The organism is Xanthobacter luteus, assembly GCF_040049235.1.
In the GTDB taxonomy this organism is placed as follows: Bacteria; Pseudomonadota; Alphaproteobacteria; order Rhizobiales; family Xanthobacteraceae; genus Xanthobacter.
The window spans coordinates 60,184-76,656 of the sequence record NZ_JBDZDO010000003.1; the positions used below are offsets into that span (position 1 = coordinate 60,184).

A 16,473-nucleotide genomic window follows, 5' to 3' on the forward strand; every position below is an offset into this window, starting at 1 on the left:
TGATTTGCAATTGCATTTTTTGACGCGTATTTTGTTTCCGTTGCCTTTGAGTCATGGAGGCGCGCTTATGCGCTTGCTCACCCGCCGATTGATGACCGCATCCCTGTTCGCCCTGGCGCTGCTGCCCGCCTTGGGCGCCGTGACGGCGCGCGCCGCGGCGCCGGAGACGCCGGAGAAGTTCAAGGCGGTGACCACCTTCACCATCATCGCCGACATGGCGAAGAACGTGGCGGGCGACGCCGCGATCGTCGAATCCATCACCAAGCCGGGGGCGGAGATCCACAATTACCAGCCCACACCCGGCGACCTCATCAAGGCCCAGGGCGCCGACCTCGTGCTGTGGAACGGGCTCAATCTGGAACTCTGGTTCGAGAAGTTCTTCAGCCGCCTGAAGAACGTGCCGAGCGTGGTGGTGTCCGACGGCGTGGTGCCGATGGGCATCGGCGAGGGGCCCTACAGGGGCAAGCCGAACCCCCACGCCTGGATGTCGCCGGAGGCGGCGCTCATCTATGTGGACAACATCGCCGCCGCCTTCGCGAAATACGATCCGAAGAACGCCGCCACCTACAAGGCCAATGCCGAGGCCTACAAGGCCAAGATCCGCGCCGCCATCGACCCGATACGGGCGAAGCTCGACGTGGTGCCGCCGGAACGGCGCTGGCTGGTCACCAGCGAGGGCGCCTTCTCCTATCTCGCCCGCGACTTCGGCCTGAAGGAGCTGTTCCTGTGGCCCATCAATGCCGATCAGCAGGGCACGCCCCAGCAGGTGCGCCGGGTGATCGACAAGGTGCGGGCGGAGAAGATCCCGGTGGTGTTCTCGGAGAGCACCGTTCCCGCCGCCCCGGCCCAGCAGGTGGCGCGCGAGACCGGCGCGCGCTACGGCGGCGTGCTCTATGTGGATTCCCTGAGCGAGCCGGACGGGCCGGTGCCCACCTATCTCGACCTTCTGCAGGTGACCTCGGGCGCGATCGCCAAGGGGCTCACCGCCGGGTACACCCAATGAACGTTCCGCTTGCGCCACGCGCCGATCCCCGCGCCATCGGAGCGCCGGGATCGGGACTGTGCGTGCGCGACGTGACCGTCACCTACCGCAACGGCCACACCGCGCTGCGCGATGCCAGCTTCGAGATCCCCACCGGCACCATCACCGCTTTGGTCGGCGTGAACGGCTCGGGCAAGTCGACCCTGTTCAAGGCCATCATGGGCTTCGTGCGCGCGGCGCGCGGCGCCATCACCATCCTCGGCCGGCCGGTGCGCGCGGCCCTGAAGGAGAATCTCGTCGCCTATGTGCCCCAGGCGGAGGAGGTGGACTGGACCTTCCCGGTGCTGGTGGAGGACGTGGTGATGATGGGCCGCTACGGCCATATGGGCCTGCTGCGGATCCCGCGCGCCGCCGACCGGGCGGCGGTGGACGCGGCGCTCGCGCGCGTCGGCATGCTGGAGTTCCGTTCCCGGCAGATCGGCGAGCTCTCCGGCGGCCAGCGGAAGCGCGTCTTCCTCGCCCGCGCGCTAGCCCAGGACGCGCGCGTGATCCTGCTGGACGAGCCCTTCACCGGCGTCGACGTGAAGACCGAGGACGCCATCATCGCCTTGCTCAAGGCGCTACGCGACGAGGGGCGGGTGATGCTGGTCTCGACCCACAATCTCGGCTCGGTGCCGGAATTCTGCGACCGCACCGTGCTCCTGAAAGGCACCGTGCTGGCCTATGGCCTCACCTCCGAGATCTTCACCCAGGCGAACCTCGAGAAGGCGTTCGGCGGCGTGCTGCGCCATTTCGTGCTGGACGAGAGCCACGCCGCCACCCCCGGCACGCTCGGCGTGCTGACCGACGACGAGCGCCCGCTGGTGCTCTACAGGGACCGTCCGGCCCAGAGCGGCACGGCGGGCTCCTCCGAGGGGATCGGCTGATGGGACGGAAAGGGACCGCCCTCGCGCCCCGGCCGACTGGAGCGATCAGCGGAAGGAGAGCCGGGGCCCAGCGCAAGACGTCGCCGAAGGCGGCTCCCGCCAGCCCCGCTGCGCGTATTTCGCCTGCTGCGCAGGACTTTCCCCTGGACCCCGGATCGGCGCTCCAGCTGCGCTGTCGCTTGTCCGGGGCACGCACGCGGGGCCTGAGGCCATGACCGCGACCCTCGCCCTCCTGCTGGAGCCGTTCTCCTATTCCTACATGGTGAACGCCATGTGGGTGTCGGCGCTGGTGGGCGCGGTGTGCGCCTTCCTGTCCGCCTTCCTCATGCTCAAGGGCTGGTCGCTGATCGGCGACGCGCTCTCGCACGCCATCGTTCCCGGGGTGGCGGGGGCCTACATGCTGGGGCTGCCCTTCTCCATCGGCGCCTTCTTCTCCGGCGCGCTGGCGGCGGGGGCGATGCTGTTCCTGCAGGAGCGCACCAAGCTCAAGGAGGACGCGGTGATCGGCCTGATCTTCACCTCCTTCTTCGGCCTCGGCCTGTTCATGGTCTCGCTCTCGCCCACCTCGGTGAACGTGCAGACCATCGTGCTCGGCAACATCCTCGCCATCACGCCGCAGGACACGCTCCAGCTCGCGCTCATCGGCTTCATCTCGCTGGCGCTGCTGCTCGTCTTCTGGAAGGACCTGATGGTGACCTTCTTCGACGAGAGCCACGCCCGCACCATCGGCCTCAACACCACGTTCCTGAAGGTGATGTTCTTCACCTTGCTCGCCGCCTGCACGGTGGCGGCGCTGCAGACCGTGGGCGCCTTCCTCGTCATCGCCATGGTGGTGACGCCGGGGGCGACCGCCTATCTGCTCACCGACCGCTTCCCGCGCCTGATCGGCCTCGCGGTGATGATCGGCGCGGGGACGAGCTGTGTCGGCGCCTACCTGTCCTATTTCCTCGACGGGGCGACCGGCGGCATCATCGTCGTGCTGCAGACGCTGATCTTCCTGGCCGCCTTCCTGTTCGCGCCCAAGCACGGCATGCTGGCCGCGCGCCGCCAGGCGGCCCTCGCTTTGAAGCGGGAGGCGTGAGCATGGCGACGCTCTTTGCCCCGTTCCAGTTCGGCTTCATGCAGACCGCTTTGGTCATCGCCGCTTTGGTGGCGGTGCCCATGGCGCTGCTCTCGTGCTTTTTGGTGCTGAAGGGCTGGTCGCTGATGGGCGATGCGGTCTCCCACGCGGTGCTGCCGGGCGTGGTGCTGGCCTACATCGCCGGCCTGCCGCTGGCCTTCGGCGCCTTCGTCGCCGGCATGGTGTGCGCGCTCGCCACCGGCTTCCTGAAGGAGAACAGCCGGGTGAAGGAGGACACGGTGATGGGCGTGGTGTTCTCCGGCATGTTCGGGCTCGGCATCGTGCTCTACACCAAGATCCAGACCGACGTGCATCTCGACCACATCTTGTTCGGCGACATGCTGGGGGTGAGCTGGGCGGACATCGCCGAGAGCGCGATCATCGCGGGGCTGGTGACGCTGGCGCTTCTGGCGAAATGGCGCGATCTGCTGCTGAACGCCTTCGACCCCGCCCAGGCCAAGGCGGTGGGGCTGAACACCGGCCTTCTGCATTACGGGCTTCTGGTGATGCTGTCGCTGACCATCGTCGCGGCGCTGAAGGCGGTGGGCATCATCCTCGCCGTGTCGCTGCTGATCGCGCCGGGGGCCATCGCGTTCCTGGTGACGCGGCGCTTCGGCTGGATGCTGGTGACGGCGGTTCTGGTGGCGGTGTCCTGCTCGCTCGCCGGCGTCTACCTCTCCTTCTTCCTCGACTCGGCCCCGGCGCCGACCATCGTGCTGCTGATGACGGCGGTGTTCATGGGGGTGTTCGTGCGGGGGCGGGTGGTCGCGGGGCGGGTGGAAATGCAGTAAGCTAATGCATGTCGATAACAAAGCATGCCCAACCGCGTAGGCACCACTATATTCCAGTCTTCTATCTTCGCCGCTGGGCGGGCAATGACGGGCGCCTATGCCAGTTCAGCAAGGAGGCAGGCATAATTCGACCGCTCCGCAGAAGCTCCAAGGCGACTGGATTCATCCGAGCACTTTATGAACTTCGCGATTTTCCTCCTGATTTGGCACAGCAAATCGAGAGCAAATTCTTTCATCCCATCGACTCTCTCGCTGCGGACGCGCTTGATCTCTTGGAGAAAGACGGCGACCAAGCGTTATGGAATCCAGACATACGTAGCGCCTGGACACGATTTAATTTATCTCTACTTCTTCGCTGCCCGGAATATATAAATACACTTAGAATGTGGTGGCCCAACGAATTTAGACGAACTGATCCTGCTCAAGAAGCTCGGTATCAATCGCAACGATCTGAGTCTGATCCACCAACTTTTTTTGATTTTCTTTCCACTCGGCCCGAAGCCGAGATTGAAAAATACCAATTTGAATTTCTTTTCAAACTAATTGATAGCTCAAGGATGGGAACTCAGATCAACAATTTACACTGGAGAGTTGTCGATTTTACACCTGATTGCGTCCCCCTGCTTACCTCCGACCGACCTGTGATCCGAACTAGCGGCCTTATGCTTCCGAACGGTCATCTAGCGCTGCCGATCGGGCCTCGGAAGCTGTTTGTTGCGACTCACGATGATGCTGTTCTAAATAAAATAAAACAAGTCTCTAGAACCCATTTAGCCAAAGAAATAAATCAGCATGTCGTTAGAAACGCTGTCAGATATGTCTATGCCATCGACGACAAGCATCTTCCATTCATTAAAAAGAATTTCGGCACTGTCCGTGAAGCGCGTTTGATGGAGGAGATTGTTAACGCTCCACAGTCGCCATCGCCAGCTATTGGACTGGTACCACGAGAACCTCCGATATAGCCTAGTTCCCACCCCACCCTTGACGCCCCCACCCCCACAGGCGTATCGCCATCCGCGGGACACCTCCCCCCAACGGGAGGCGCCCATCTGCAAGGATGGTTACATGACGACGAATCCCGCTCCGGCCTCGCGCCCGGAGAACCCCAATTTTTCCTCCGGCCCCTGCGCCAAGCGACCCGGCTGGTCGCTGGACCAGCTCGCCGACGCCCCGCTCGGCCGCTCGCACCGCGCCAAGGTGGGCAAGGTGAAGCTCAAGGAAGCCATCGAGCTGACCCGCGAGGTGCTCGAGGTCCCGGCCGACTACCGCATCGGCATCGTCCCCGCCTCCGATACCGGCGCCGTCGAGATGGTGCTGTGGTCCATGCTGGGCGCCCGCCCGGTGGACATGCTGGCCTGGGAGAGCTTCGGCGAAGGCTGGGTGACGGACGTCGCCAAGCAGTTGAAGCTCGCCGACGCGCGCACGCTCTCGGCGCCCTATGGCGAGCTGCCGGACCTCGGTCAGGTGGATTTCAGCCACGACGTGGTGTTCACCTGGAACGGCACCACCTCCGGCGTCATGGTGCCGGACGCCGCGTGGATCCCCGCCGACCGCGCCGGCCTCACCATCTGCGACGCCACCTCGGCGGCGTTCGCGCAGAAGCTCGATTTCGCCAAGCTCGATGTGGTCACCTTCTCCTGGCAGAAGGTGCTCGGCGGCGAGGCGGCCCACGGCATGCTCATCCTCTCCCCCCGCGCGGTGGAGCGGCTCGAGAGCTACAAGCCGGCGTGGCCGCTGCCGAAGATCTTCCGCATGACCAAGGGCGGCAAGCTGATCGAAGGCATCTTCGAGGGCGAGACCATCAACACCCCGTCCATGCTGTGCGTCGAGGATTATCTCGATGCGCTCAAGTGGGCGAAGAACATCGGCGGCCTCTCGGCGCTCCAGGAGCGCTCGAACCGCAATTTCGAGGCCATCGCCCAGTGGGTCTACCGCACGCCGTGGGTGGACTTCCTGGCCAAGGACCCGGCGACGCGCTCCAACACCTCGGTGTGCCTGAAGGTGGTGGATCCCGACGTGACCGCGCTGCCCGCCGATGCCCAGGCGGCGTTCGCCAAGGCCATAGCCTCGGGCCTCGAGAAGGGCGGCATCGCCTACGACATCGGCGCCTATCGCGACGCCCCGCCCGGCCTGCGCATCTGGTGCGGCGCCACCGTGGAGCGCTTCGACGTGGAAGCGCTCACCCACTGGCTCGACTGGGCCTTCACCGAGGCGAAGTCCGCGCTGCCCAAGGCGGCGTGAGAAAGCCGGCGTGAGGGGCTGCAACGGCGAGGGCCGGGCGCGCCCTGATCCCCTCTCCCCTTGCGGGAGAGGGTTAGGGTGAGGGGTAAGGCCCTCGCCGCGCACAATACGGTCCCCCTTCGGACGCCCCTCACCCCTGCCTCCCCCGTCGGGGCGAGGCAGCAGGCGGCGCCGGACGCCGCGAAACCCCTCACCCCCGGCCCCTCTCCCGCAAGGGAGAGGGGAGAAGCGCAGTCTCTGCGGCGGCGCGCGATCCGACGCCGCGCCGCACCCCAACCCACATTTCCCGGAGCCCCCAATGGCACCCCGCGTTCTCATCTCAGACAAGCTCTCGCCCGCCGCCATCCAGATCTTCAAGGACCGCGGCGTCGAGGTGGACTTCCAGCCCGACCTCGGCAAAGACAAGGACAAGCTGGCCGAGATCATCGGCAATTATGACGGCCTCGCCATCCGCTCGGCCACCAAGGTGACGCCCAAGATCCTGGAGCAGGCGAGCCGCCTCAAGGTGATCGGCCGCGCCGGCATCGGCGTCGACAATGTCGACCTGCCGGCCGCCACCGCCAAGGGCGTGATCGTCATGAACACGCCGTTCGGCAATTCCATCACCACCGCCGAGCACGCCATCGCCATGATGTTCGCGCTCGCCCGCGAGATCCCGGCGGCGGACGCCTCCACCCAGGCCGGCAAGTGGGAGAAGAACCGCTTCATGGGCGTCGAGCTCACCGGCAAGACGCTCGGCATCATCGGCTGCGGCAATATCGGCTCCATCGTCGCCGAGCGCGGCGTGGGCCTGAAGATGAAGGTGATCGCCTTCGATCCCTTCCTGTCCCCCGAGCGGGCGCTCGACCTCGGCGTCGAGAAGGTGGAGCTGGACGATCTGCTCGCCCGCGCCGACTTCATCACGCTGCACACCCCGCTCACCGAGAAGACCAAGAACATCCTCTCGGCGGAGAACCTCGCCAAGACCAAGAAGGGCGTGCGCATCATCAATTGCGCCCGCGGCGGGCTGGTGGACGAGGCGGCGCTCGCCGCCGCCCTCGATGCCAAGCACGTGGCCGGCGCCGCCTTCGACGTGTTCACGGTCGAGCCCGCCGAGACCAACCCGCTGTTCGGCCGCGCCAATGTGGTGTGCACCCCGCACCTCGGCGCCGCCACCACCGAGGCGCAGGAGAACGTCGCCCTCCAGGTGGCCGAGCAGATGAGCGACTACCTGCTCTCGGGCGCCATCTCCAACGCGGTGAACTTCCCCTCCATCACCGCCGAGGAGGCGCCGAAGCTGAAGCCCTTCATCGAGCTCGCCGAGAAGCTCGGCTCGTTCGCCGGCCAGCTCACCGACACCGACGTCAAGACCGTGCGCCTCACCTATGAGGGCGCGGTGGCCGACCTCAAGGTGAAGGCGCTCACCTCGGCGGCGGTGGCCGGCCTGCTGCGCCCGGCGCTGCCGGACGTGAACGTGGTCTCCGCCCCCTCGGTGGCGAAGGAGCGCGGCATCGTGGTGGAGGAGATGACCCGCGCCGCCACCGGCGACTATGACAGTCTGATCACGCTCACGGTGGTGACGGACAAATACGAGCGCTCGGTCTCCGGCACGGTGTTCGCCGACGGCCACCCGCGCATCGTCAACATCAAGGGCATCAAGGTGGACGCCGAGTTCGCCCCCGCCATGATCTACGTCACCAACGAGGACAAGCCGGGCTTCATCGGCCGCTTCGCGGGGCTTTTGGGCGATGCGGGCGTGAACATCGCCACCTTCGCCCTCGGCCGCGACCATGCGGGCGGCGATGCCATCGCCCTGGTGGCGGTGGACGGCGCGGTGCCCGCCGACGTGCTCGGCAAGGTGCTTGGACTGCCCCATGTGAAGCAGGCCAAGGCGCTCGGCTTCTGAGCGCGGGGCTCGGGGTCGCCGGGATCCGGCGGCCCGGGCCGCCCGCGGCGGCGGTCAGCTCTTGGGCGGCCCCTTGCGGGCGCTGAGGGTGGCAAGGCCGATGCCGCCGATCACCAGCACATAGCCCACAAGGTGGTACCAGGCGAGGCGCTCGCCCAGGAACACGATGGCGAGCGCCGTGCCGAACACCGGCAGCAGGTGGATGAACGGCGCCGCCCGGTTCGCGCCCACCTGCTCCACCGCCCGGTTGAAGAACATGTAGGCGATGAGCGAGGGCCCCACCGCCACATAGGCCATGGCCGAGAGCGTCAGCGAGTCGAACTTCAGATACTTGCCGAGATACATCTCCCACAGCACCGTGGGGATGAGGATCACCGCGCCGAGCGCCATGATCACCAGCAGGAACGACAGCGGCCCGAGCGGCGGCCGCTCGCGCAGCATCGCCGCGTAGAAGCCGTAGATGACGATGGCGAGGATGAGCCAGAGGTCGCCCTCGTTCGGCTTGAGGTGCAGCAGGACGTCGAGGTCGCCGCGGCTGATGATGAACATCACCCCCACCAGCGAGACGCAGATGCCGGCCGTCTGGCCCGCGGAAAGGCGGTCGCGGAACAGCAGGAAGGTCCAGGCCGCCAGCACCAAAGGGGTCACCGACTGGACCAGGAGCCCGTTCACCGCCTCGGTGTACTGCAACCCGTAATAGGTCATCGAGTTGTAGCAGGAGATGCCGGTGGCGGCGAGCAGCGCCAGCATCCGCCAGTGCCGGCGCACCAGCGGCAAATCGCGCATCAATTGGCCGAAGGCGAACGGCGCCAGGATCAGCGCCGCCCCGACCCAGCGCACGAAGGCCAGCGTCAGCGGCGGCACGTGGCCGGCGATGTAGCGGCCGAGCACCATGTTGACCGCCCAGAGCAGCGCCACCAGCGTGAGCAGCAGATAAGGGGCACCGAACAAAGCGCGGAAGGGGCTGGACGATCTGGGTGGGGACATGACCTCTTCCGAAGGCGTTGCGATGGGGACGGCGGCGCGACGGGGACCCTTGAGAAGAGGACAATCGGGGGGACGAGGGCGATCCGCGGAGCGCCACCGCCGCCCGGCGGATCGCCGCGCGCCGCACAGGGCCTCCTGCGCCCCCGGAACGGCGGACGGCCGGATCGCCGGTCCGGCCAGGGCTCATCTAGCCGCTTTCGCCGCAGTCCGGAAATGCATTCTCGTGGGGTCTGGATCAGCAACCTTGATGTCGGCGCATCACTGGCCGAGCAGCCGGCGCAGCGGCGCCGAGAGATCGCCGAGGGCGCCGTCCTGGAGCAGCTGGTACTGCGTGGGGTTGTCCGGGCACAGCCCGGCGCCGCATTCGAGCACGGTGGAGGCGCCGTTGGCGAAGGCGAGCAGCAGGCCGAGCGCGATCATGACGCCGCCGAGGGCACCGGTGCGCACCGGGGCGCGCAGGCCGTCCGCGAACTGGCGGTCGAACAGCAGCATCGCCGCCGTGCCGGCGACGCACACCATGAATATGGCGAACGCCCAGGCGTAGAAATGCAGGCCGAAGAAGGCGTCGCCATAGGCCCCCTCGCCGGGCACGATGTGCAGCAGCGTCTGGCGCAGCGAGACCGCCGCCCCGGCGAGCGCGGAGATCAGCACCACCGCATAATGGGAGGGCCGGGGGCCGAACTTCACGTTGAGCGCGAGGCCGGTGGCCACGCCGAGGAAGCCGGCGCGCTGGAGGATGCACAACGGGCAGGGCAGGTCGCCGAACAGCAATTGGTCGGCGAACGCGGCGACCAGCACCACGCTCACCGCCGCGAGCCCGAGGGCGTTGAGGGTGCGGGAGAAATCCGGGCTCATCTGGCCCTCACAGCGCGATGTTGAGGGGATCGGTGGCGTGCAGCTTGAACAGCACGAGCATCGCCGCCATGGACACCAGCCAGAGCGCGAGCGCGGCCGTCCTGCTGCCGGCCAGCGTCGCGACGAGCGCGAGGAAGACCCCGAAGAAGGGGATGGACATCATGGGTGCTGCCTCCGGGGCGCCCGGGCGCGCGCCCTCTGTTCTTCGCAGGCGGTCCGGCGGACCGCCCCATTGAGTGACACCCTAATGTGATTTTGCCTGGTTTGCGAACGTCACGGTGGCCGGCCCGCTCAGGCGGCCGCCGCCTCGGGCCGGAACATCACCCGATTGCCCGCGGGGTCGGCGGTATCGAGAGCGCCGTCGCGCCGCTCGAAGGGCCAGCCGGCAGCCGAGAGGCGCCCGGCCAGTGCCGCGATGCCGTCCGCCGGCAGGTGCACGGCGAAATGATCGAGCCCGGTCGCGCCCTGCGGTGCCGGCGGCGCGCCCGCGGAATGCCAGACATTGAGGCCGAGGTGATGGTGGTAGCCGCCCGCGCTCACGAACAGCGCGCCGGGATAGGTCGCCATGACGCGCAGGCCCACGAGGTCGACCCAGAAGCGCCGGGCGGCGTCGAGATCGCCGACCTTGAGGTGCACATGGCCCATGTCGGTGCCGGCGGGCGCCGGGCCTTCGGCGGGGGCCGCGCCGGCGAGGGCACGCAAATCGAGCGGCAGCGTCGCCATGTCGATGCCGCCGTCCTCCAGAGCGGGCCAGGCCGCGCGCGGGCGGTCGCGATAGATCTCGACGCCGTTGCCGTCCGGATCGTCGAGATAGAGCGCCTCGCTCACCAGATGATCGGCGGCGCCGACGCGCAAGCCGAGCCGGCGCGCGGCCAGAAGCCGCGCCCCGAGCGCCGGCCGGTCGGGCACCCGCACGGCGAGATGGAACAGGCCCGGCGCACGGGCCGGCGGCAGCGGCGCCGCGGCGTCGCGCAGGATCTCGACCAGCGGACGGCCGCCGGCGCCCAGCACCGCGCGGGCCGGCTCCCGCGCCATGAGGTCGAGGCCGACCGCCGCGCGATAGAACGGCACCAAAGCGCCGGGATCGCGGCTGCGCAGCGTCACGGTCCCGAGCGCGAGCCCGTCGGGCAGCAAAGCGGGGGCGCGCGCATCCGGCGCGGCGGGGGTGGCCTGAGGCATGGTGATCTCCGTTGGCCCGCGGGGAAGGCGGGCGCTCCCACCCAAGATGGGGCATGAGCGCCGGCGATGCGATTGCACGGATGCAATCAGAACATGGCAGCGCGCGCCCGGCGCCGGCCTGGCTTGTCTTTCCCGCAGCCCGGCTGAGACACCCGGCCGGGCCGCGGCGGCGGACGATATCCACCCCTCGGCTCCGGCGTCCAGCGCCCCCTCGCGCCGCCGCGCGTCCATGGCGAGATCGGCGCGCTTGGCGCCGATCGCTTCGCACGACCGTCGGCGAGGTCCGGAGGAAGCTCGGGAGGGGCGGCGGCCGGTGCGCGAGGGCGGAACATGGCAGCTGGCGGCAAGCTCCCCAAGGGTGGGATGAGGTGCCGCGCCCTCACGTTGCCCGGCGGCGGCGCGGCACGGACACGGGCGCCGACAGATGCGCGCGGGTCGGCGAGCGCAGGCGGGACCAAGCGACGTCAGGTTGTGTTGTGGTGCAGTGCAGTATGCTATTTGCTGAAGCGGCACCAAGGCGGTGGCATACCGTGATTGCCAGCACCTTTGTTGTGCCGCGACGCAATGGGCAAATCGTGGTCCGGTCGCCACCGGGCAAACCGGCGATTGCCTTTGGAAGTGAATGCCGGCCGAACTTCAGTCTCTGGAGAAAAATCTTGGTCGACAAGAGCAAAGATTTCCGCGTCGACATTAACGGTCTGCGCGCTTGGGCAGTTATCGCTGTAATACTATTTCATTTTGGCGTTATTGGCTTTGCTGGGGGCTTTGTCGGAGTCGATATTTTCTTCGTCATCTCCGGGTTTCTGATGACCGGGATCATTGTTCGTAGCCTTGAAAAGGAGGCGATGGGGTCCGGGGCACGATTTTCCGTCCTCGGCTTCTGGCTGGCGCGCGGCCGCCGCATCGTGCCGGCGCTGACCGGACTCTGCCTGTTTCTCATGATTGTCGGCTGGTTTTTCCTCACACCTACGGACTACAAGCGGCTTGGCCAGCAATCGATCGCTGCTCTTGGATTTGTTTCTAATTTTCTTTATTGGATGCAGGCTGGCTATTTCGATACGGCATCGCACGAGAAGCTTCTTCTGCACACATGGTCTCTGTCGGTCGAATGGCAGTTTTACATCGTTCTGCCGATTCTGCTCCTGATTGGCTGGAAGCTTCGTCCCACCCGGGCCTTTCTGGCAATCCTCATAGGCCTCGGGGCGCTGGTTTCCTTCGGCCTGTCGGCCCTGACCACGCCCTGGGCATCGGGAGCGGCGTTCTTCCTGCTGCCGGCCCGGGCATGGGAATTGCTGGCTGGCGGCCTGGTGGCGATTCACGGCGGCGCATTCGCACTTTCCGCCGGGCAGAAGCGACTCGTCGAGGGGCTGGGCTTCCTTCTGATTGCAGTCTCCATATTCTACTTCGATTCGACCACCATCTGGCCCGGCTGGCGTGCCGCTGTTCCCGTCGTTGGAGCCATGTTGGTGCTGGTCGCGTCCCGACAGGACTCGCTCTGGACGCGCCCATGGGTGGCCCAACGTCTCGGCGACTGGTCCTACTCCCTCTATCTCTGGCACTGGCCGTTCGCCAGCGCGCTCGTGTTCCTGAGACTTGAGGGTCAAGCGGGGCCGATCGCCGTCGGTCTCGTCCTGACCGTCGTCTGTGGCTGGCTGTCCTACCGCTTCATCGAAACGCCATCCCGGATCGGGCTGGCGCGGCTCCCGCAGTGGGGCGATGCGGCGGCGCTCGCCGGGGCGGTGGCGCTGGTGGCGCTTCCCTCTGTCTGGATTGCGCGATACGCCGGCATCCCCGAACGCGTCAGCAGCGCGATCAATGCCATCGAGCGGGAAGCAGGAAACAAGAATCCCCGTGCCCGAGAGTGCCTCGGCGCATTTCCGACCAAGGAGTGCGCATACGGTGGCGGCACGCCCGGCGTGATCGTGTTTGGCGACAGTCATGCCGGTGCGGTCGTCCGTTCGGTTGAACGGAGCTTGCCGGACAGGTCGCTTGCCGTCCTTGATTGGACGACTCCTGGATGCCAGACCGTCCGCGGACTTCGCGTGTCGAACCTTCGAGGCAATCTGTGTGCTGATTTTGTCGAGGCTGCACTGCGGCGCAGCGACGAGTTGGCGCCCGACATTCCAATGCTGATGGTGAACCGCTATGCGACACTATTCCAAGGCCCCAACGAGGCCGACCTCGCCGGGGAATTGAAGAAGCCGTCCAAATATCTGACCAAGCCGCACAGCGTCCGCGATGAGGCGCTCTACCGAGAGATGCGGGACGGCGTCATTGCGACGGCCTGCCGGTTCGCTCAGCACAGACCAGTCTATATCCTGCGGCCCATCCCGGAAATGGGACTGAACGTTCCGGTCGTTATGTCCCGCTCGCTCATGCTGGGGCGGCAGGAGAGCGTATCGGTGCCGTTCGACGCCTATCTGGCGCGAAATACCTATATTCTAGAGACTCTTGATCTCGCTGCGGCCCGCTGCGGGGTGAAAATCCTCGATCCCGCCCCGCTGATCTGCCGGCAAGGAACCTGTCGCGGCGATGTCGATGGCGTTCCGATCTATGTCGACGATGACCATCTGAGCGAGCACGGCGCGGATCTCCTGATCCCGCTTTTCCGCCAGATGTTTTCGCCAAACGTACGTTGATCCGGAACTGGATCGCCGCCGTTGGCCCCGGGCCATGGCGATACGACACGATCGTGCCGGCTCGCCAGGCCGCTCGAAGCTATCGGAGCCCCGCGGGCGGCCCGGCGGGCGCCTTCTTGCAGGTTCGAGACCCCCGGTCAGCCGGGGCCGCGCCATGCTGTGCCGCGATAGGGGCGGTCAGGCCGCCTTCTGCGCCTCGCGGTCAACGATCGAGACGATGTCCGCCATGATGCGGTTCAGCTCGAAATTCTTCGGCGTGTAGACCGCCGCCACCCCGAAGCCCTTGAGCTGGGTCTCGTCCTCCGGCGGGATGATGCCGCCCACCACCACCGGCACGTCGGACAGGCCCTCGGCGCGCAGGCGCTCCATCACGTCGCGCACCAGCGGCACGTGGGAGCCGGAGAGGATGGACAGGCCGATGACGTGGACGCTCTCTTCCAGCGCCGCGTTGACGATCTCGGCGGGGGTCAGGCGGATGCCCTCATAGACCACCTCCATGCCGCAATCGCGCGCCCGCACCGCGATCTGCTCGGCGCCGTTGGAATGGCCGTCGAGCCCCGGCTTGCCCACCAGGAACTTGATGCGGCGGCCGAGCCGGGCGGAGACCGCGTCCACGTTCCGGCGCACCTCGTCGAGCCCCTGGGTGTCCGCGCGCGCGGCGCGGCCGACGCCGGTGGGCGCGCGGTACTCGCCGAACACCTCGCGCAGGCACGTGCCCCACTCGCCGGTGGTGACGCCCGCTTTGGCGCACTGGATGGACGGCTCCATGATGTTGCGCCCCTCCTGCGCCGCGCTCTTGAGCGCGGCGAGAGCGGCAGCCACCGTCTTGGCGTCGCGCGCCTCGCGCCAGGCCTTCAACCGCGCCACCTGCTCGGCCTCGACGCCCTCCGGCACGGTGAGGATGGCGCCTTCGCCCGTGGTGAGCGGGGAGGGTTCGGTCTCGGTCCAGCGGTTGACGCCCACCACCACCTGCTCGCCGCGCTCGATGGCTTCCAGGCGGCGGGTGTTGCTCTCCACCAGGGCCTGCTTCATGTAGGAATTCTCGATCGCCGCCACCGCGCCGCCCATGGCGTCGATGCGCGCCAGCTCGGCCCGCGCCTCCTCCTTCAGCTCCTCCACCTTCTTCGCGATCTCGGTGGAGCCGTCGAAGATGTCGCCGTATTCCAGCAGGTCGGTCTCGTAGGCCACCACCTGCTGCATGCGCAGCGACCATTGCTGGTCGAACGAGCGCGGCAGGCCCAAGGCCTCGTTCCAGGCCGGCAGCTGCACGGCGCGGGCGCGCGCCTTCTTGGAGAGGGTGACCGCCAGCATCTCTAGAAGGATGCGGTAGACGTTGTTCTCCGGCTGCTGCTCGGTGAGGCCGAGGGAGTTCACCTGGACGCCGTAGCGGAACAGCTTCTGCTTGGGGTCGGTGACGCCATAGCGGTTGACGCAGATCTCGTCCCACAGGTCGACGAACGCGCGCATCTTGCACATCTCGGTGATGAACCGCATGCCGGCGTTCACGAAGAAGGAGATGCGGCCCACCACCTCGCCGAACACCGCGCCCTCCGCCTCGCCCGACGCCTTCACCGTGTCGAGGATGGCGACCGCGTTGGCGAGCGCGAAGGCGAGCTCCTGCACCGGCGTCGCTCCGGCCTCCTGCAGATGGTAGGAGCACACGTTCATCGGGTTCCATCGGGGCAAATGCTCGGTGGTGAAGATGATGGTGTCCTTGGTGAGCCGCATGGAGGGCGCCGGCGGGAACACGTAAGTGCCGCGCGAGAGATATTCCTTGATGATGTCGTTCTGGGTCGTGCCCTGGAGCCGGGCGCGGTCCGCGCCCTGCTCGTCCGCCACCGCGATGTAGAGCGCCAGCAGCCAGCCGGCGCAGGCATTGATGGTCATCGACGTGTTCATGTCGGCGAGCGGGATGCCGTCGAACAGGGTCCGCATGTCGCCGAGATGGGAGATCGGCACGCCCACCTTGCCCACTTCGCCCCGGGCCAAAGGATGGTCGCTGTCGTAGCCGGTCTGGGTGGGCAGGTCGAAGGCGACCGAGAGGCCGGTCTGGCCCTTGGCGAGGTTCGAGCGATAGAGCTTGTTGGACTCCGCCGCCGTCGAGTGCCCGGCATAGGTGCGGAAGAGCCAAGGTTTATCGCGGCCCGCCATCCTCGTTCCCCATTGTTCACCATTCTGGCGCGAATTGTGCGTCGCAATGCGCGCGACGTCGATGAGAAATTTTGCCGGTGTCCGGCGCGCCCCTCGCCCGCCGCCCGCGCGTGCCGGCGCCGGCACGAGCCCGCTGCGACACGAGGCGCCAGCCCGATGGAAGCGTGGCACGCTTCCATCGGGAAGGACCACCGTGCGGACCGCCCTCGGAAAGCCAGGCCGCGCGAGCCCGCTCGGAGCGCGGTGCGGTCCGGGCGCCGCTTTCCCTACCGCTTCACCAGCGAGATCACGAACAGCAGGATCACCGCGCCGATGGTGGCGGAGATGATCTGGCCGAGGAGGCCGCCCACCAGGAACACGTTGCCGAACAGGAACCCGCCGATGAGCGCGCCGACAATGCCGACGGCGATGTTGCCCACCAGCCCGAAGCCGTACCCCCGGAACAGCTGCCCCGCGAGGAAGCCCGCGATGGCGCCGATGATGATCATCCACAAAATGCCCATGTCCATCTCCCTATCCCGCACGCCGAGCCGGGCGCCGAGCGGCCCCGTGGCCGCCTCACCTTAGCTCCCCGGCGGGCGCACGGAAACGGAAACGCGAGCGCGGCCTTGTGGTTCATCGCGGCAGCGCGAATACCCCGCAGATCGCGGAAAGTGGACTATCCACCTGGAATTATTCTCTGCTACGCTGCACTGCGATATGACACCAAACGTG

General features: G+C 67.0%; 14 protein-coding genes. 8 read left to right on the forward strand and 6 right to left on the reverse strand.

Features of this window, described 5'->3' with window-relative positions:
- Positions 1-91 precede the first annotated feature (91 nt).
- The 7 genes from ABLE88_RS11280 to serA all read left to right on the forward strand — a co-directional run bounded on the left by ABLE88_RS11280 (position 92) and on the right by serA (position 7,948).
- On the forward strand, positions 92-1,003 hold the full coding sequence (locus tag ABLE88_RS11280; RefSeq protein WP_510182891.1) for a metal ABC transporter substrate-binding protein: 912 nt from the start codon (positions 92-94) through the stop codon (positions 1,001-1,003).
- Entirely contained in the window at positions 1,000-1,908 is a 909-nt protein-coding gene (locus tag ABLE88_RS11285) for a manganese/iron ABC transporter ATP-binding protein (protein ID WP_348831749.1), read from the forward strand. Before ABLE88_RS11280 ends, ABLE88_RS11285 begins: the two co-directional genes overlap by 4 nt.
- A 211-nt stretch (positions 1,909-2,119) precedes the next feature.
- Positions 2,120-2,989 (forward strand): metal ABC transporter permease, encoded by an 870-nt coding sequence (locus ABLE88_RS11290; protein ID WP_348831751.1) that lies wholly within the window; start codon positions 2,120-2,122, stop codon positions 2,987-2,989.
- A 2-nt stretch (positions 2,990-2,991) separates the two neighbouring features.
- The gene (locus ABLE88_RS11295) at positions 2,992-3,819 is read left to right on the forward strand and encodes a metal ABC transporter permease (RefSeq protein WP_348831753.1); all 828 of its coding nucleotides are present in this window, start codon (positions 2,992-2,994) and stop codon (positions 3,817-3,819) included.
- Between the two features lie 8 nt (positions 3,820-3,827).
- Positions 3,828-4,784, forward strand: coding sequence for a DUF4238 domain-containing protein (locus ABLE88_RS11300; RefSeq protein ID WP_348831755.1), 957 nt, complete (start codon positions 3,828-3,830; stop codon positions 4,782-4,784).
- Positions 4,785-4,887: 103 nt separating this feature from the next.
- Positions 4,888-6,063 carry a phosphoserine transaminase gene (locus ABLE88_RS11305; protein WP_348831757.1) on the forward strand — a complete coding sequence of 392 codons (1,176 nt, stop codon included), beginning with the start codon at positions 4,888-4,890 and terminating at the stop codon, positions 6,061-6,063.
- 298 nt (positions 6,064-6,361) lie between these two features.
- A complete protein-coding gene (gene serA, locus ABLE88_RS11310; protein ID WP_348831758.1) occupies positions 6,362-7,948 on the forward strand; it encodes a phosphoglycerate dehydrogenase in 1,587 nt (528 codons plus the stop codon).
- A gap of 54 nt (positions 7,949-8,002) precedes the next feature.
- Here serA and ABLE88_RS11315 read toward each other — a convergent pair whose 3' ends face one another.
- The 4 genes from ABLE88_RS11315 to ABLE88_RS11330 form a co-directional block, all read right to left on the reverse strand.
- Positions 8,003-8,935 carry a DMT family transporter gene (locus ABLE88_RS11315; RefSeq protein ID WP_348831760.1) on the reverse strand — a complete coding sequence of 311 codons (933 nt, stop codon included), beginning with the start codon at positions 8,933-8,935 and terminating at the stop codon, positions 8,003-8,005.
- 258 nt (positions 8,936-9,193) lie between these two features.
- A complete protein-coding gene (locus ABLE88_RS11320; RefSeq protein ID WP_348831761.1) occupies positions 9,194-9,790 on the reverse strand; it encodes a disulfide bond formation protein B in 597 nt (198 codons plus the stop codon).
- Between the two features lie 7 nt (positions 9,791-9,797).
- Positions 9,798-9,953 (reverse strand): DUF5993 family protein, encoded by a 156-nt coding sequence (locus ABLE88_RS11325; protein ID WP_348831763.1) that lies wholly within the window; start codon positions 9,951-9,953, stop codon positions 9,798-9,800.
- Between the two features lie 128 nt (positions 9,954-10,081).
- Positions 10,082-10,969 carry a VOC family protein gene (locus tag ABLE88_RS11330; protein WP_348831764.1) on the reverse strand — a complete coding sequence of 296 codons (888 nt, stop codon included), beginning with the start codon at positions 10,967-10,969 and terminating at the stop codon, positions 10,082-10,084.
- Positions 10,970-11,625: 656 nt separating this feature from the next.
- On the opposite strand from ABLE88_RS11330, the gene ABLE88_RS11335 reads away from it, so the two are divergent.
- On the forward strand, positions 11,626-13,608 hold the full coding sequence (locus tag ABLE88_RS11335; protein ID WP_348831765.1) for an acyltransferase family protein: 1,983 nt from the start codon (positions 11,626-11,628) through the stop codon (positions 13,606-13,608).
- A 177-nt stretch (positions 13,609-13,785) separates the two neighbouring features.
- Here ABLE88_RS11335 and ABLE88_RS11340 read toward each other — a convergent pair whose 3' ends face one another.
- Together ABLE88_RS11340 and ABLE88_RS11345 are read right to left on the reverse strand one after the other, a co-directional pair.
- Positions 13,786-15,759, reverse strand: a complete 1,974-nt coding sequence (locus ABLE88_RS11340; protein WP_348831766.1) for a methylmalonyl-CoA mutase family protein — start codon at positions 15,757-15,759, stop codon at positions 13,786-13,788.
- Between the two features lie 266 nt (positions 15,760-16,025).
- Entirely contained in the window at positions 16,026-16,262 is a 237-nt protein-coding gene (locus ABLE88_RS11345) for a GlsB/YeaQ/YmgE family stress response membrane protein (RefSeq protein ID WP_348831768.1), read from the reverse strand.
- Between the last annotated feature and the right edge of the window lie 211 nt (positions 16,263-16,473).

What these genes read in the sequence shown, in the direction of transcription:
- ABLE88_RS11280 (WP_510182891.1), top strand. Translation starts at nt 92, where the DNA reads ATGACCGCATCCCTGTTCGCCCTGGCGCTGCTGCCCGCCTTGGGCGCC.
- ABLE88_RS11285 (WP_348831749.1), top strand. Translation starts at nt 1,000, where the DNA reads ATGAACGTTCCGCTTGCGCCACGCGCCGATCCCCGCGCCATCGGAGCG.
- ABLE88_RS11290 (WP_348831751.1), top strand. Translation starts at nt 2,120, where the DNA reads ATGACCGCGACCCTCGCCCTCCTGCTGGAGCCGTTCTCCTATTCCTAC.
- ABLE88_RS11295 (WP_348831753.1), top strand. Translation starts at nt 2,992, where the DNA reads ATGGCGACGCTCTTTGCCCCGTTCCAGTTCGGCTTCATGCAGACCGCT.
- ABLE88_RS11300 (WP_348831755.1), top strand. Translation starts at nt 3,828, where the DNA reads ATGTCGATAACAAAGCATGCCCAACCGCGTAGGCACCACTATATTCCA.
- ABLE88_RS11305 (WP_348831757.1), top strand. Translation starts at nt 4,888, where the DNA reads ATGACGACGAATCCCGCTCCGGCCTCGCGCCCGGAGAACCCCAATTTT.
- serA (WP_348831758.1), top strand. Translation starts at nt 6,362, where the DNA reads ATGGCACCCCGCGTTCTCATCTCAGACAAGCTCTCGCCCGCCGCCATC.
- ABLE88_RS11315 (WP_348831760.1), bottom strand. Translation starts at nt 8,935, where the DNA reads ATGTCCCCACCCAGATCGTCCAGCCCCTTCCGCGCTTTGTTCGGTGCC.
- ABLE88_RS11320 (WP_348831761.1), bottom strand. Translation starts at nt 9,790, where the DNA reads ATGAGCCCGGATTTCTCCCGCACCCTCAACGCCCTCGGGCTCGCGGCG.
- ABLE88_RS11325 (WP_348831763.1), bottom strand. Translation starts at nt 9,953, where the DNA reads ATGATGTCCATCCCCTTCTTCGGGGTCTTCCTCGCGCTCGTCGCGACG.
- ABLE88_RS11330 (WP_348831764.1), bottom strand. Translation starts at nt 10,969, where the DNA reads ATGCCTCAGGCCACCCCCGCCGCGCCGGATGCGCGCGCCCCCGCTTTG.
- ABLE88_RS11340 (WP_348831766.1), bottom strand. Translation starts at nt 15,759, where the DNA reads ATGGCGGGCCGCGATAAACCTTGGCTCTTCCGCACCTATGCCGGGCAC.
- ABLE88_RS11345 (WP_348831768.1), bottom strand. Translation starts at nt 16,262, where the DNA reads ATGGGCATTTTGTGGATGATCATCATCGGCGCCATCGCGGGCTTCCTC.